The following is a 14,908-nucleotide window of genomic DNA, read 5'->3' on the forward strand; positions in this document are numbered from 1 at the left end:
GCGGCTACAACGTTAACAAGGTGCTGTAGTCGCCTGACGAAAACCCAAGTAATTAGTTAAACGATAGCTGATTACCATAGCACCTGCACAAATCGCACAGCCTAAAGCTAAAGCAACTGAGTAGATGGTGAGCTGCCAAATGCCTACTTGGGAGCTTAATGCGGTATAACTGATACCTGTAGCAACAACGGGCATGCAAACGCAAAAGAGCAGTAGTAATGGCTGTACGTGGTGAACTAAGGCGTTTTTACCTTGTAGGTGAATTGCCGCAAGGCGAAAACCTTGGGCGATAATAAGGCCTGTAATACAGCCGCTTACCCCCCAATAAAAGGTGCCCAATAAACAACAACTTGCACCAATAATGGCACTGGTAACATTAATTTTTAATAAAGGTAGCGTGCTTTGTTGGCTAAGCAGGCCAATATTGTGAATCTCGCTGGCTTCGCGCAGGCCAAACATAATGGCTATAGCACCGGCTAATAGTGTTGCCGAGTGATAAGCTTCTGGCATCAGTACAATAATAAGTACGGGTGCCATACAAATAACGCCGCAAGTCATTAAGCTTAACAGTACGCTGGCTAGCCCCAATACTTGCGTGCATTGCGCTGCGCGGTGTTGTAGCCATTCAAAGCGGCGTGGGCGCCACCACATGCCAAAAGGTTGCATTAGCAGCACCGTCGCTAGCGCAAATTTAGCGGCTACACTATACAGCCCTAATTGCGTTAAAGAATCCCATTGGGCTATAGCAATGCGATCGACACCATTGAGCGCAAACATACATAAACCACTGCCAAGTAGTGGCATACCGTAGCGCCATATGGCGGTTAGCTCTTGGCGTTTTGCCGCAATGCCTGTGCTTCGGTATTGGCATAGCCCAAGCACAAAGGCTTGGCTAAATGTTGCAATCACACTGGCAATAATCACGCTATCTAAGTGGGGGTTGTGGTGCAGCAATACAACGGTTAACAACGCTTGTAAAAATGTACGGCCAATTACTACGGCAAAAAACTGGCCGGCATTATCGCGCATGCGCAAATAACCCAGTGGTAAGCTTATGGCTCCCTCTAGTGCTACACCGGCCCATATAATTTGTAATTGGTAGGGGGCAAGCTGGCCGCCGGTTAACTGGCTAATAGTTGGGGCAGCAATATAGCCTAACAAAAAGGCGACAGCGCCAAGGTATAGGCTCCAGCCGTACAAAGAGGCCACAATGTTGCGCTGTTTATTACCGGTTTGGGTACCGGCAAAGCGAAATAGGCAATCCTCTAAGCCCATAGCAACAAACAAGCTTAACAGCATGGCTGCGGTGGTTAATAGCTCAAGCTTACCCATTTGTGCTGGTGGTAAATAGCCGGCAATAAAAGGCAGCATAATGAGCGATAAACCTTTCATTAGCACAATGGATAAACCGTAAAAGATTAGGCTCTTTTTAAACTGTGTTGCACGCTGAGAATTGGCAAGGCTCATAATAAATTTTCCAGCGAAAATAACTCGACATCGCAATTACCATTAATAGCTAAACAAATAGCGCTGTAGGCTTTGGCTGCGGTGTATTGCAACGATTGTTGCTGCGCTTGTTGTCCAATGGTTTGGATCACAAAAGGGTGCTTGGCCAGTAAATTCAATACCTTTAATAAGGCTTGGCTATCGCCTGGCGTGTATTTAATACAGTTAATGCCGTGCACTAATTTTCGATCCCAATACGCACCATCTTTAGGGATAACAGGGCATAGCCCAGCTGCCATAGCCTCTAAAATAGAAAGCCCAAAAGGTTCGTTTTCACTGGTAGAGACAAAAATACTGCAGTGGCTGCGTAGCGCATTTAACTTTTTAGGTTGTTTCCAGCAGCGGCTATTGCGCGTATGTTGGGGCGCTGCATTACTGGCAAGCGTACTGTTTTTAGGTGCGATGTAACAAATATGTGCTTTTAATTCTGGGTGAATATGCTCGGCGGCCAGCGCGCGTTGTAATATGGGCAACCCCTTCCATGTTAAAAGCGATGCCGCCCATAGCACGATGGGTTTTGTTTGGTGGCTAGGCTTGGGCCATTGTAATCGGCTTAGGCCGTTGTGAAAAGGCGTAGCGCTCATCCAAAAGGCTGTGCGTACTTCTTCTGGTGCTTGGCTTAACAATTGTTTTAAATCGTTTTCGCTGCTGCTTAAATAAAATGTTGTACTTGCTCGGCGCAATGCCAGTAATGCCATGCGGCCTTGGGCAACGGGGCCTTGAATTAATTGAATGGCGCGCCTTTTTAATAGTGTTGCAATAAATAATCCAGCTGCATCTACCGCTGGGCCAGATAAGCATAAAAATGTAGCAATGCGCGGGCGATAAAAAACAATGAGCAGAAGCTGCAGCGCCAATACACTTTGTTTAAGGTAGTAGGGCATGCCGCATGTTGCACGCTTTAATAAATTTGGTAGGTGTAACTTTATAATATGAGCATTGCGATGAGTCCAGCTATCTGGGTCTAATGTTACAATAATTAATGGGTTCGGTTCTCTAGCCTGTGTAGGCCCATCTTTGTCGTATAGGCCATCAAAACAATTGTAAATACTTTGATCTAAAATAGTGTTGGCTGCAACCTTCGAGCCACCAGCAAAAGGCGTGGGGTCGTACACCATTAATGTTTTTGGGGTTGATAATTGCGTTTTAGCTTGAGAATTATTCACGGCGAAACCTCCGTGCTAGCGGGCGCGCGGCTAAAGCTTAACGCTGACCACTTTTGCCCTGCGCGCAGGCTTAATAGTTGTAAGCTTAAACAGGCTGAGCGCCAAAGATTTTTGGTGTTTTTGGTTAAGTTGGTGTTATCCCAAGTATTGAGTACGGTTTGGTAGTGTTGTATTAATGTTTGGCAATGCTGCACTTTAGAAAACACCGTATTAGCGCGGTAATAGGCTTTGTTAATGCGCACCGGCCATGCCGAATCGCAACGCAAAGATAAAACCGCTTTAGCGAATGCTTTGCTATTATTAGCGGGGTATAGCCAGCCTGTTTTGCGGTGTTTTATAACGCTGTTAATGCCGCAAATATTTGGCGCGATTACCGGTAGTTTAGCGAGGTTAGCCTCGGCTAAAACCAAGCCAAAAACCTCGTCCTGCGCACCAGAAACCAACGCATCCACATCGCCGCGCATTATGCCAAATGCATTATTACACTCGCCTAAAAAGTGAATAAGGTGGCTTATGTGTAATTCCTGGCTTAGCTCGCGCAATGGGTTTTGTTCTTTGCCGCTGCCAATAATGGCAAGGTGAACACAGTGACCCTTTAGGTTTAATTGTTGTACAGCATGTAATAAAAAGGCGTAACCCTTTCTGGCAATTAAAGAGCCTACGCTAAGTAACAAGATGGCTTGCTTATCAATACCCAGTGTCTTTTTTAGTGGCACCGGCGGCTGGCGTTGCAGGCGGGTGGCGTCGATGGCGTTGGGTAAAATTGGGCATTGCTGGCGCGGTATACCGTCGTTAGCCAAGGCGCGTATAGCTGCATGGCTTACGCCTATAGTGTAAGCGCTAAAGTGCAGCCCTAGCGTCATGCGGTCTTTTAATACTCCGTAATGGGCGTGCAGTTGTACCACTTGCGCTGTGCGGGTAATAGCAGTGGCTAATCGCATCCATTGGTTGGGTGCCGCGCCATTAATATGTACAAGCCGTGGTTTGTACTGCTTGATTAATGCAATGCCAGTACCTACTTGTGCCAGCCAATTTTTGATTGAACCGCGTTGGCCTCGGTAGCCCGCTAAAATGCACATGTCACTGCAGTGGCATTCAATGCCCAATGTTTTTAATGCGTTTTGAAGGCAAGGGGCGTTGCACCAAACAACGGGTTTTAAGCCTTGCTCTAACAACGCCTGCGCCATATCTAATAAACAGCGCTCGCTGCCGCGCAGCCAATTATCGCCGTAGTGAACAATTAATATGGCATCGCCTGCTTGTAGGGTTTTCTGTGGGCGTGATTGTAGGGTTGGTTTAAGCATAACGCGCCCCTTGTGTAGCAGCTTGCTGGTAGCAATGGATAAACTGCGGGATTACAGCATCGGCACTGTAGTGCGCTTGCACCGTATTCTTGGCTTGTTGTTGAATGTGGTTGCGGCGTTGCTGCGTGAGCGCACACCACTGGCGTACATTGCAGGCGATGGTATTGGCAATTGCCGCTTCGGTATTGGCATGGATTAGCCAGCCATTGCTATTGTGTTGAATCAAGCGGGGTAAATCGCCCACGGCGCTGGCTAGCACCGGAATGCCGCGTGCCATAGCCTCGAGTGCAGCCAGTGGTAAGCCTTCAAAGCGCGAAGGCATAACAACAAGGCCAATGTGTTGCCAGTGATCGTGCATGGCTTGGCTACCATGAAATATCACGTTGTGGCTGGCGCTAACTTCTAATGTGTTGCGCAGCGGGCCTTCGCCATACACATGCCATTGCTGTGTCGTCAGCTGCTTGGCTGCAGCAATAAAACGGTCTGGGCCTTTTTCCTCACTTAAGCGGCCAACATAGGCAATGCGTAAACCTTGGCTAATCGTTTGTTGTGCATCAACAAAGTTATTGACTACGCGGGTTTGTGGCGGCAATTGCGCAGCTATTTTTTGGCTAACGGCAATAATTTGGTTGGCCGTGCTGGCGGTCATGCGATCGACCCAGTTGTATAGCGCAACGCGGCCACGGCCAGGCTCGCCAGCGTGGTAGCTACTACAGCAACCAAAGCCGCCCAATTGTGCCGCAAGCCGCCCCAAAATGCCGGCCTTGTAACCGTGGGTGTGCAGCGCGTCGGGCCGCCGAGCGCCGAGGGTTTTAATTACGCTAGCGGCATTGCCGTTCAAACAAATAAATGGCAAGTTTTGTTGGGCTAGGGTTGTTTTAAGAGGGTGTGGGCCGTAATCGCAGATAAAAATAACCGTTACCTTGTGGCCGGCTGCAGTAAGGGCTTTTGCTAACTCGCCTACGTGGGCCTCAATGCCGCCAAATTGCCGAGAATCTAAAAGTAAATCGATGCGCATACAGGCTCCGCTTAGTGTTGTATTGCGGGCCGGCAGCTTGCAGGGCTCGGTTTCCGCATTTAACAGAGATAGAGCAAGGGCAATGCCATTTTTATAAGCTATTGATTTATAGTGTTATTTTCGTTTTAAGGTAAGCTAACTTATGATTATTCGCAAAATGCAATGCAAGATAAAATGCGGTGATTGCCAAGTGGGCTGAATGCATCTATTCGCGATTGGATAGTTTTCTGCAGGGTGATTTGTTAATGTGCGGCAAAAGCTCCACTTCTATAACATTTATGAAAAGGGCGGTTATGTCTTCTTATTTTTGGTTTTCTGTTTTTGTAGCAAGTAACGGCTTGTTGCTGTTTATGTTAGCAATGCGCGTATCGTTGTTGCGCACAAAATTTGGTATATCTACCGGCGATGGTGACAACCCCGTTTTGTTTAAGGCAATACGTGCGCACAGCAACGCGGTAGAGCAAGTGCCCATGTTTGCATTGCTAATATTGGCGTTGTCTTTTAATGCATTAAGAAGTGATTATTTAGCGGCCTTGGTGATTGTATTTACCTTGGCGCGTATTTCCCATGGTATAGGCATGAACTACCGCATTTATCGCGCGCGCCAGTTGGGTGCTGGCTTAAGTTATTTACTGCACGTTGTTGCTGCGGTTTTACTGGCTAGAATAGTTTTGCTTTAGCTGGCGGTGTTAACCTAAAAACCGCAGTTGAACCATCAAAGTCTACGCATCCCTTTGGTGCACCTGACGCGTGATAAAAATGATTCATCACCAATAAGGTGACTACACATTTTTACTACACGCCATGCACACCAACGGAATACGCATCTTTTTGACTCTCAACTGCGGTTTCTAGGGTTAAGGGCCTAAATCCAGCCCTTAACATGCCTTTAAGTACTACTAATAATGCTAGCGCTTTGCACCTTTGCGTGCCCGTGGCTTGCGTGGCGCTTTTTTATTGGCTGTTTGTGCAAGTACAAATTCAACTTTGTGGTTTTCCATATCCACGCGCGCGACTTTTACTCGAATACTATCGCCTATTTCGTAACTGTTTTGATGGCGCTCGCCGGTAAGTTTTTGGCTGGCGGCATCAAAGTGGTAGTAGTCATCATCCATCGCGGTAATATGGATTAAACCTTCTATTTTGGTCTCGGCTAAATCCACAAATAAGCCAAAGTGCATAACGCCATTAACGGTAGCTGTGTACTCTTCCCCGACTTTATCGAGCATGTAATGGCATTTTAACGCGGCTTCTACATCCCAGCTGGCTTTGTCGGCACGGCGTGATAACAGCGAGCAGTGGTTGCCAATATCGGCAAATTCGGCTTCGGTAAAATGCGTTTTTTGAGGCTTTGCGGCCCCTTTAGCATCGTTTGCTAAACGCACGTGGCTGCGGCCAAGCCCAAATACGCGCTTAAGTTTAGTGCCTAAGCTGGGTGTTTTTGGGGTGCTGCGAATAACCGCACGAATAGCGCGGTGCACGAGTAAGTCCGGGTAGCGCCTAATGGGCGAGGTAAAGTGCGCGTAAGCGGGGTAAGCTAAACCAAAGTGGCCAAGGTTATCGGCGCTGTATTGCGCTTGGCTTAACGAGCGCAACATAATGGTTTGTATTGCGCTCGTATCCTGCCGGCCTTTAATGCTGTTTAGCAGCGTCGCATAATGCTTAGGGGTAGGTTTTTCGCCACCGCCCAATGTTAATGCTTTGCTAGATAAAAACTCGCGCATGCTAACCAATTTTTTTGCTTGCGGGCCTTCGTGTATGCGAAATAACGCAGGTAGCGCATGCTTACTTAAAAAGGGCGTATGCTTTTTAAGGAACAACGCCGTCGCGACATTGGCGCACAGCATGCATTCTTCAATTAATTTGTGCGCATCGTTGCGAACAACCGGGTGAATGGCTGCAATTTTTCGCGCTTCGGTAAAGCTAAATTTCACTTCTTGGGTTTCAAAATCAATAGCACCGCGTTGCCCGCGTGCAGTACTCAAGCATTGATACAAATTGTTTAAATCGTGAATATTATCGATAAGGGTCGAAAACCGCTGTATTAATTGTTTGCCCGCGTCGGAGCCGGCGGCGTTTAGCATGGTATTCACTTGGTCGTACGTTAGGCGTGCATGGGAGTGAATAACACCCTCAAAAAAGCAGTGGTCCGTCATTTTGCCTGCTGCGTTAATGGTCATTTCGCAAACCATCACAAGGCGATCGACCTCGGGGTTAAGCGAACACAAGCCGTTTGATATGGCTTCGGGCAGCATAGGGACAACCATACCAGGAAAGTAAACCGAGGTGCCGCGGTTGTAGGCTTCTTTATCGAGTGCGCTGCCGCTATTAACATAGTGTGAAACATCGGCAATGGCCACCATTAACGTCCAGCCGCCAGAGGCTAAAGGCTCGCAATACACGGCATCATCAAAGTCTTTGGCGTCGTCGCCATCAATGGTAACAAACGCTTTTTTACGTAGGTCGATACGGTGTTTTTTATCTTTTTCGCTGACTGCGCCGCCAAGCTTTTGGGCATCGGCCAGTACGTTTTGGGGCCACTGGTGCGAAATTTCGTGGTTATTAAGTGCTAGGGTAATTTCAATACCGGCATCGTCGCGGTCGCCAAGGACTTGGGTAATGCGGCCTGTAGCGGCTTGCTTAAATGTGGGGTATTGAATAATTTCTACCACCACCAATTGGTCGGGTTTGGCGCTGCTGAGCTGGTCTTCCTCTACCACTATTTCATGCAAAATACGGCTATTTTCGGGCTGCACATAGTAGCGCGCGCCGGCGTATTTTAACTGCCCAGTAATTTGGCTTTTACCGCGTGTGACAATATCCAGTATGGCGATTTCTTCACGGCCTTGCTGGTTTAACCCACTAATGCGTGCTTGCACGGTATCGCCATCAAAAACGCGGCGCATTTGGTGGCGCGGTACAAATAAATCGCGCTCTACACCGGCTTGCTTAAAAAAGCCAAAGCCTTCTTTGTGGCCAATAATAGTGCCTGTGAAAATGTCTGCAGGGTCGACAGGCGCATAGCCTTTTTCGCGGCTGTAGCTAACTTGGCCGTCGCGCTCCATGGCGCGCAGGCGGCGGCGCAGGGCTTCTTGTTGTTCGTCGCTATTTAGATTTAATAAAGCGGCTAACTGATCGCGATTAATCACAGCTTTGCTGTTATTGATGGTTTCTAATAAAAATTCGCGACTGGGAATAGGGTTGTCGTATTTTTCGTAATCGGCGCTATTAATGGCAGATTTTGATTTTTTTAGGTTGGAATGTTTTGTCATAATGTCTCTGTTTGATTAGCCCAGCGCCTGCTTGTTTTAGTGTTTGAGCCGGCAAATGCTATTTTTAGGGCTAATAGTACTCACACAGTGTGAGATCTTAAATTGGTAAGCTAATGCTTAAAAATAAATACCGCCCGATATTGTGGCGCCGGTATTCTTGCTTGTTTGACCTTGGCGGGGCTTTAATCGCGGCCTATGTTCACAGTTGTTGTGTGCAGGCGGTAACGAGTAGTGCGCTAGCCAAAGGTTAGTGAGTAAGAAGTAAAATAGGATTTAAACGGGAAAGAGGGACTTACAAGGGTAATAGGCCTGTGCGGCTATCGGTGTGGCTAAAACGCGGCCTTTATAGGCACTTAGCCGGCTAGTGGCACACTAGCCTGTAAATCTACGTCAAGCAGAACGTTAAAAACGTCTATATTTCAAACTTGAGGGCACCCTACAGGGTATTGCAATGTTTGGCAAACATTATTTTTAGTGGCGGTTAAGCGGTAGTTGTTACCGCCAGATGGCGCCAGCCGCGAGCCTGGCGGTTACGCTTTGTGTGCACAAAGAATGTAGCTTAGTGGGATGGCGATACCGGCATTTTGGTTATTGCGATGGTTAGCGGATACATCGTGCGGGTACTCTGCAAATTGACGAATGTTGAAGCCGTTGCTAATAAGGGCGGTAATAATATTGGCCATTGTCCACACAAACCAATATTGCGTATTGGCTGAGTAATCTTCTCTGCCAACGTAATCGAGGCTGCAATTTTCTTCGTAGGGTTCGCTTTTAAAATAGGGCTCGGTAATTTTTAACGGGTCGTCGTTGCTATTATCGTCCGGCAGCATTTCTGCAACTGGGTGAATTTCGTGAATAAACACCACGCCAGTATCATTTAGCAAAGCGCTAACCTTTTTAAAAAATAAATCCAAATCGGGCATCCAACCTAAGCAGCCAGCGCTGATATAAACCATATCAAAAGCTGCGTTATAGCGGGCTGGAATGTCGTAGATATCGAAGCGTTCAAAGCGGCAGTTAATGTTATAGCGCTTAGTCCTGCTCGTAGCTTCTTTAATGGCTTCGTCGGCAATATCAAAACCTACACAATTAGCGGCGCCCATATTTTTGAGCGACATCAGCTCGATGCCATTATTGCAGCACAGGTGCGCAACATTCTTGCCTTTAACGCCTAGGGTATTCAGTTGCCCTAGTTCAGGCTGTTTAAAAACACTAAACCCTTGCTGAGAAAAACAGGCATCCCATTTTTCACTATGCGCTTTTTGGTGAAATGGCATGGCTTGATTCCACGCGGCGCGGTTGGCTTGGGTATATTTTTTAAGGGTATCCATAGGCGCTTTTGGGTATAGGTTACTTTACGGTGAGGAATTGGTGCTTTGATAGCGCTGCGGTAAATAGCGATAGTGGCCGGTAATAGGATAGTCGAAAAGCATATCGTCCAATTTTGGGCCTTGGCCAATATTGTGCGCGATCAATGGGTTACCGGTAGCAGGAGAGGTGCGTTGGGTGACTATACCAATGTGGGGCAGGTTACCCGGCAATTTCCAGGTGACGATATCGCCAGTTTGATAATCTTGGGCGTTATTGCTAATGGTTAGCGTGCTGCCATGGCGGGTAAAAAATGTTTGCAGGTTGGGGACACGGCGGTGGTCTATATTTTTGTCGGGCCGCGTTAATCCCCATATTTGCTTGGATGGATAAAGCGAAAAGTGCGCGGCCATATCTTCGTGAACCAGCTGTTGTAAATCGGCGCCAATAGCGCGATAAGCACGAACGATCACATCAGTGCAAACCCCGGTGTTTTGAGGCACATCACCGTTAGGGTAGGGGATGGCTACATAGGCGCCGTTGTAGGTAACACTGTGTGTGGTGCGCTCAATGGCGGCGGCATTCAAGTCGTGCTCAAAGTTTTGGCTTGGCGCCGCCTGAATGTTTGCCTGCGTGATTAACAGCCCACTCAATAAAAGGTTTTTCAATGCTGATTTTCTCGCGGTAAAAGATTCGGTGTTTTTCATCCTTGCTGGCCCTGCGTGGTTATTTGAGCTTTTCTTTTAAAAAGTTAATGGCTATTTCATTGTGGTTTTCCCAGCCCGGACCGCCGGAACCGTGGTTGCCGTTTTTAGCAATGTATAGCGTGCTATCGCGTTTTGCCTCCAACATTTTTTGGTGCATTAATTGGCTGTGAGTGATTACGACATTCTTATCTTTATCACCGTGCATTAGTAAAACGGCGCCGGGAATTTTATCGGCCGTGTAAAGTGGCGAGCGGTCTTCGGGGGTGCCGTCTTTGGTGCACATACCGTAGATATAATCGCTTTTCATTAGTTCAGCATGGTTGGTGGTTACTCCCCAAAGCCTAAAGTCGGTAATTGGAAAATAAGCCACGGTGGCTTTAACCAATGGCTCAACGGCTGCCGACAGCACGATTTGGCCACCTAAAGATTGCCCCCATAGCGCAATACGCGTTGGATCTACTTGGGGCTGAGCGGCCAGCCATTTTAAGGCATTAATAACGTCTTTTGGTTGCCGGTAACCGCAGTCGTCCTTGCCGCCGGTGGGTTGCCAGCCCCTAAGGGTGACCGACAAGGTTATAAACCCCTTATCAGCAAATTCTTTAGCCGGGTAGCTGTACTCCATGCCGGGGTTGGTATCGTATGGCATCCAGCCGTGAACTAATAATATAGCGGGTAACTTTTTGCCCGTTTTTTCTGGTTTATAAAGTACACCATGTAACGCTAAATCGCCGACCGGTACCGAAACCTCTTGCCCGCCTTTGGCCACTTTACCGGGGATAACAGGGCTTTGTTGTGCGTAAGCGGCATGCTGTATAAGTAGCAGTAGCGGGAACAGATACCGTGTTATGAGTTGTTTCATGGTAGTCCTTTTTAAGTTTGTGGCTGCGTTTTTGCGGTATTGCGATGGTGTGTGCAAGTTAGCAGAAGTGGAGTGGTTTGGGGAGAGCGGGTGGGGTGTAATGTTGGGTAATGTTTTATGTGTGTGGGATGGGCTAAGGTTAACGGGTTTTTTATGTGTGTAGAGCGGGGCGCTGGCTTCTGAGTGTTTAGTTTTACCTGTAAGGCGATAAACGTGGGGTTGGAGTACAGAGCGACGCAAGCTGGGGCTAAGTAAGCACCGCCTTGCTGCTGGGAGGCGAGTGTTCCAAGTCCCTATGGTGGAAGGCGGTGGCGTAAATGCCTATATGTGGATGCGGGTTTAATGCTGGGATATGGCTATATTTAGGCATTTAGGTATAGTTGTAGACACAAAGGTTTATATGTAGACATATTTCTATATGTGACCATGATGGTGAATATAATGTTAGCGACACAAGGTACTCAGATGCACGAACAGGAAGTCAAAATTCAATCGGGGGAAATTACACTGACAGGAACATTTTGTGCCCCCAATGCAAATGGCGAGTTCCCTGCGGTTCTGATGGTACACGGTAGTGGACCATTGGACCGTGATGGAAACATGAAGGGACAGAATCTCAACATATTCAGTCAACTGGCCCATGCATTCGCCAATCGCGGTATCGCCAGCCTCAGGTATGACAAGCGCGGATGTGGCGACAGTTCTGGAAACTTCATGACTACCGGATATTCTGACCTTGTGCAGGATGCAGAGAAATGCCTGGATGCTTTAGCAGAGTCAAAGACTGTTTCCGACAACCACCTATACATTCTCGGACATAGTGAAGGCTGTAGTATTGCTCCGCAAATTTCCGAGAGGCGCGCATCGGTCTCAGGGCTGGTTCTGCTATGTCCGTCCATTGAACGGGTCGAGACCTTACTAGTCAGACAGGCACTACAACTTGAGAAGGAGATAGATTCATTGCCGGGAATGTCCGGTTATCTTTACCGGACTTTATTCAAGATTATGGGGAGGCCTTTCCGTACACAGAAAAGACTAATACGTAAAGTCCGGGAAAGTGATTTACCTGTTGTTCGCCATGGAGTAACTCGACAACCTGCAAAGTGGTTGCGAGAAATACTGGAGATGGAAACGGAAAGGGTATTTACTTCAACGCACACGCCGATGTTATTAGTGGCCGGAGAGAAGGACCTGCAGAGTGATCCTAAAGAAAGATAGGACATCCAAAACCCGATAAACGGTAATGCAAAAAACTCGGTGATTGGCTATACCTAAATGACTAGGTAGTGTTTATCACTGAGGTTTTTTATGACTCAAGCGCGTAGAACATTGATCTCTTTAGATCAAACCAGCTGGTTCCATATTTGCTCACGTTGTATTAAACGCTCATTTCTCATGGGCGAAGATAAATATAGCGGTAAAAACTATGAACATCGTCGCGAATGGATATCGGATAAACTTGCTGAACTTGGGGATATATTTGCGTTAGACATCGCAGCATACGCAGTATTGTCAAATCACTATCATTTGGTACTGCATATTGATGCGGAAAAAGCAGCAGGGTGGAGTGATAAAACGGTTATTCGGCGTTGGATGATGTTATTCAAAGGGAATGAATTAGCCCTTAAAGTGTTAAAAAATCAGCCTATCAATAAAGCGGAGCAATATCTTGTCGATGACCTTGTTGCTGAGTGGCGTAAACGTTTGAGTAGCATTAGCTGGTTTATGCGTTGTTTAAATGAACATATCGCACGACTCGCAAACGCAGAAGATAAATGCACTGGCCGTTTTTGGGAGGGCCGCTTTAAAAGCCAGGCTTTACTCGACGAGCAGGCGATTATTACCTGCATGGCATATGTCGATTTAAACCCTGTGCGCGCCGGCATGGCGGAGCTGCCAGAAACCAGCGATTTTACGGCCATTCAACAACGCATTCAGTCTTTGAATAAACCTGCTAAAAAAGCTAAAGACAAAAAGTCCATTAGGCTGGCCAATTTCTGTAAACCGCCTAAAAAGAATCACCTTCCCACTGCCGATTCTGTAGACCAAGGGCAGCGTTCTACAGGTGTTATTCCCTTTTACTGGCGCGATTATCTTGAGCTCATCGACTGGACGGGGCGAGCTATTCTACCCAATAAGAGCGGCGCCATCGCACTTGCATCGCCTAAAATATTACAGCGTCTAGAAATTGGCGTGGATGACTGGCTAGAACATATGCCCCGCATCGAAACCGATTTTCACCACTGCATTGGCCGTGGCGATGCGATACGCCCCTGCGCCGAAAAGCTTGATCAATGCTGGGTTAAAGGATTAGGTGCCGCTCGGCGATTGTTTGGTTGTTAGAAGCTACTCCGTTGTACCGATACCATAGCCCATTATGTTGGTGGATTCATATTTGATGTCTAATAAGCATCACTTCACGCAAAACCACCTCTTTTTCGAAAAAATTGTATAATTACGAATTCGTGACATCTACAGTTTGATGGTTTTCGTAGGTGGGTATTAGGTTTGAAATTAATTAGTTTTGGATGTCCTGTAAATAATGAAAACTATTGAGTACGTTGATCTTCAATACCTTAATCGCGTTGAGCTTTTGAGTATTCTGAACAAACAGAAGGTCCGGGATCACCTGGTTACGCATGACGAATTTGACGAAACCTTATTGGATGAATGGATTAAGGGTAAAGTTAAAGTAAATCAAGCTTACGGATGCAGAGTTAGAGGGATCAAGGTAGATGGCGCGGCGGCAGGTTGGTGTGGTATTCAGTTCGAAAACGGCTCTTATGAACTGGCTATAGTATTGGATCCTAAATATTGGGGTGTGGGCTTAGGAGTATTCAAGGAGATGATGCGGTGGGCGTCCGAACTGGATCATAGTGAGGTGGTTCTGCATTTATTCAATACTCGGCCTGAGTACAGGTTTCTTATTAAAATGGCCGATCGGGTGTATGAAAGCACAATTTTTGGGCAAAAGTACGCCAGTTATGTGCTCAAGGTGCCTGGAGCCTAAGCAAGGTAATCACCCGAGCTAATTTAGCTCCGGCTGCGCCTCCACAAAATTCGCCGCAATAATCGAGGGCAGGCACGATCAGGAATAGCTGGTGAAATAATCCAGTAAGTAATCCAGGAAAGGCACACTAAAAAAGATAACAACGCAAACCCTTATTGATTTTCTGCGGATTTGGTCAATATAGTGCTAGCGTCTCGCATGGGTAATTACTGGCGCTAATAATCCAAGGTTAATAACTTGCGGTTATTTATTGGTGCAGTGATAATTGTTGGTGCGGCGGAATGTCATTTTTGCTTGGCTTAAGCGGCGCGCTTCGGTTTTTGTCGGCTATTAGACGATAAAGCGATGTGGAGGGGATTCATTAATGCCGCAGCCGCAAGGGGCGTAGAGGCGGCGGGTAGTATTGTTCAAAGTGTTGCGCTTGCGAGAGCCAAGCATAGCGACCAGAACTTTTGTAAAAATTTAATAAGAAGGATTAAAAATGAAGCGTAAGGAAAGAAAGTTGATTTTTCGGATTATCAATGCGATATCTTCGCTGGTTCTGCTCTTTTCGTGTGTCTATCTGTATTTTTGGGGTTTTAGTGTGGCGGTTGTTGCTGGGGCTGTAGTGGCGTTGTGTTGTGTCGCGGCACCTGTTGCGCTGGCGGGCGAGGGCGCGATTGAAGCCATAGTTGGTGTACTCGAGGCGCTCTGCCATGCTTTAGTTGATGCAGTAGTGGGTATTTTTGAGGCTATAGGTAATATATTCAATTAGAGGC

Annotated in this window: 13 protein-coding genes; 5 read left to right on the top strand and 8 right to left on the bottom strand. The window is 47.1% G+C overall.

Annotated features, from left to right (window positions below; all coding sequences use genetic code 11):
* Positions 1 to 12 precede the first annotated feature (12 nt).
* From MARGE09_RS12465 to MARGE09_RS12480, 4 genes are read right to left on the bottom strand one after another with little or no spacing between them, the layout of a single operon-like run.
* Positions 13 to 1,467, bottom strand: coding sequence for a lipopolysaccharide biosynthesis protein (locus MARGE09_RS12465; protein WP_236982366.1), 1,455 nt, complete (start codon positions 1,465 to 1,467; stop codon positions 13 to 15).
* A complete protein-coding gene (locus MARGE09_RS12470; RefSeq protein ID WP_236982368.1) occupies positions 1,464 to 2,672 on the bottom strand; it encodes a glycosyltransferase in 1,209 nt (402 codons plus the stop codon). The genes MARGE09_RS12465 and MARGE09_RS12470 overlap by 4 nt, the downstream gene beginning before the upstream one ends.
* On the bottom strand, positions 2,669 to 3,976 hold the full coding sequence (locus tag MARGE09_RS12475; protein ID WP_236982370.1) for a glycosyltransferase: 1,308 nt from the start codon (positions 3,974 to 3,976) through the stop codon (positions 2,669 to 2,671). Before MARGE09_RS12475 ends, MARGE09_RS12470 begins: the two co-directional genes overlap by 4 nt.
* On the bottom strand, positions 3,969 to 4,994 hold the full coding sequence (locus tag MARGE09_RS12480) for a glycosyltransferase family 4 protein (protein ID WP_236982372.1): 1,026 nt from the start codon (positions 4,992 to 4,994) through the stop codon (positions 3,969 to 3,971). Before MARGE09_RS12480 ends, MARGE09_RS12475 begins: the two co-directional genes overlap by 8 nt.
* A gap of 293 nt (positions 4,995 to 5,287) precedes the next feature.
* Here MARGE09_RS12480 and MARGE09_RS12485 point away from each other — a divergent pair, with 293 nt between their 5' ends.
* Positions 5,288 to 5,674: an MAPEG family protein gene (locus tag MARGE09_RS12485; RefSeq protein ID WP_236982374.1), complete on the top strand. Its 387-nt coding sequence runs from the start codon at positions 5,288 to 5,290 to the stop codon at positions 5,672 to 5,674.
* A gap of 228 nt (positions 5,675 to 5,902) precedes the next feature.
* On the opposite strand, the gene rnr is transcribed toward MARGE09_RS12485, so the two are convergent.
* The 4 genes from rnr to MARGE09_RS12505 form a co-directional block, all read right to left on the bottom strand.
* Positions 5,903 to 8,266 carry a ribonuclease R gene (gene rnr, locus MARGE09_RS12490; RefSeq protein WP_236982377.1) on the bottom strand — a complete coding sequence of 788 codons (2,364 nt, stop codon included), beginning with the start codon at positions 8,264 to 8,266 and terminating at the stop codon, positions 5,903 to 5,905.
* 530 nt (positions 8,267 to 8,796) lie between these two features.
* Complete coding sequence (locus MARGE09_RS12495; RefSeq protein WP_236982379.1) at positions 8,797 to 9,597, bottom strand: class I SAM-dependent methyltransferase; 801 nt, start codon at positions 9,595 to 9,597, stop codon at positions 8,797 to 8,799.
* 24 nt (positions 9,598 to 9,621) lie between these two features.
* A complete protein-coding gene (locus tag MARGE09_RS12500) occupies positions 9,622 to 10,281 on the bottom strand; it encodes a DUF1287 domain-containing protein (RefSeq protein WP_236982381.1) in 660 nt (219 codons plus the stop codon).
* Between the two features lie 19 nt (positions 10,282 to 10,300).
* Positions 10,301 to 11,140 carry an alpha/beta hydrolase family protein gene (locus MARGE09_RS12505; protein WP_236982383.1) on the bottom strand — a complete coding sequence of 280 codons (840 nt, stop codon included), beginning with the start codon at positions 11,138 to 11,140 and terminating at the stop codon, positions 10,301 to 10,303.
* A gap of 441 nt (positions 11,141 to 11,581) precedes the next feature.
* Here MARGE09_RS12505 and MARGE09_RS12510 point away from each other — a divergent pair, with 441 nt between their 5' ends.
* The 4 genes from MARGE09_RS12510 (at position 11,582) to MARGE09_RS12525 (ending at position 14,904) form a co-directional block, all read left to right on the top strand.
* Entirely contained in the window at positions 11,582 to 12,358 is a 777-nt protein-coding gene (locus tag MARGE09_RS12510; RefSeq protein ID WP_236982385.1) for an alpha/beta hydrolase, read from the top strand.
* Positions 12,359 to 12,448: 90 nt separating this feature from the next.
* Positions 12,449 to 13,483, top strand: coding sequence for a hypothetical protein (locus tag MARGE09_RS12515; RefSeq protein WP_236982387.1), 1,035 nt, complete (start codon positions 12,449 to 12,451; stop codon positions 13,481 to 13,483).
* A 199-nt stretch (positions 13,484 to 13,682) separates the two neighbouring features.
* Positions 13,683 to 14,150: a GNAT family N-acetyltransferase gene (locus tag MARGE09_RS12520; RefSeq protein WP_236982389.1), complete on the top strand. Its 468-nt coding sequence runs from the start codon at positions 13,683 to 13,685 to the stop codon at positions 14,148 to 14,150.
* 481 nt (positions 14,151 to 14,631) lie between these two features.
* Entirely contained in the window at positions 14,632 to 14,904 is a 273-nt protein-coding gene (locus MARGE09_RS12525) for a hypothetical protein (RefSeq protein ID WP_236982391.1), read from the top strand.
* The last annotated feature ends 4 nt before the right edge of the window (positions 14,905 to 14,908 follow it).

The organism is Marinagarivorans cellulosilyticus (assembly GCF_021655555.1).
In the GTDB taxonomy this organism is placed as follows: domain Bacteria; phylum Pseudomonadota; class Gammaproteobacteria; order Pseudomonadales; family Cellvibrionaceae; genus Marinagarivorans; species Marinagarivorans cellulosilyticus.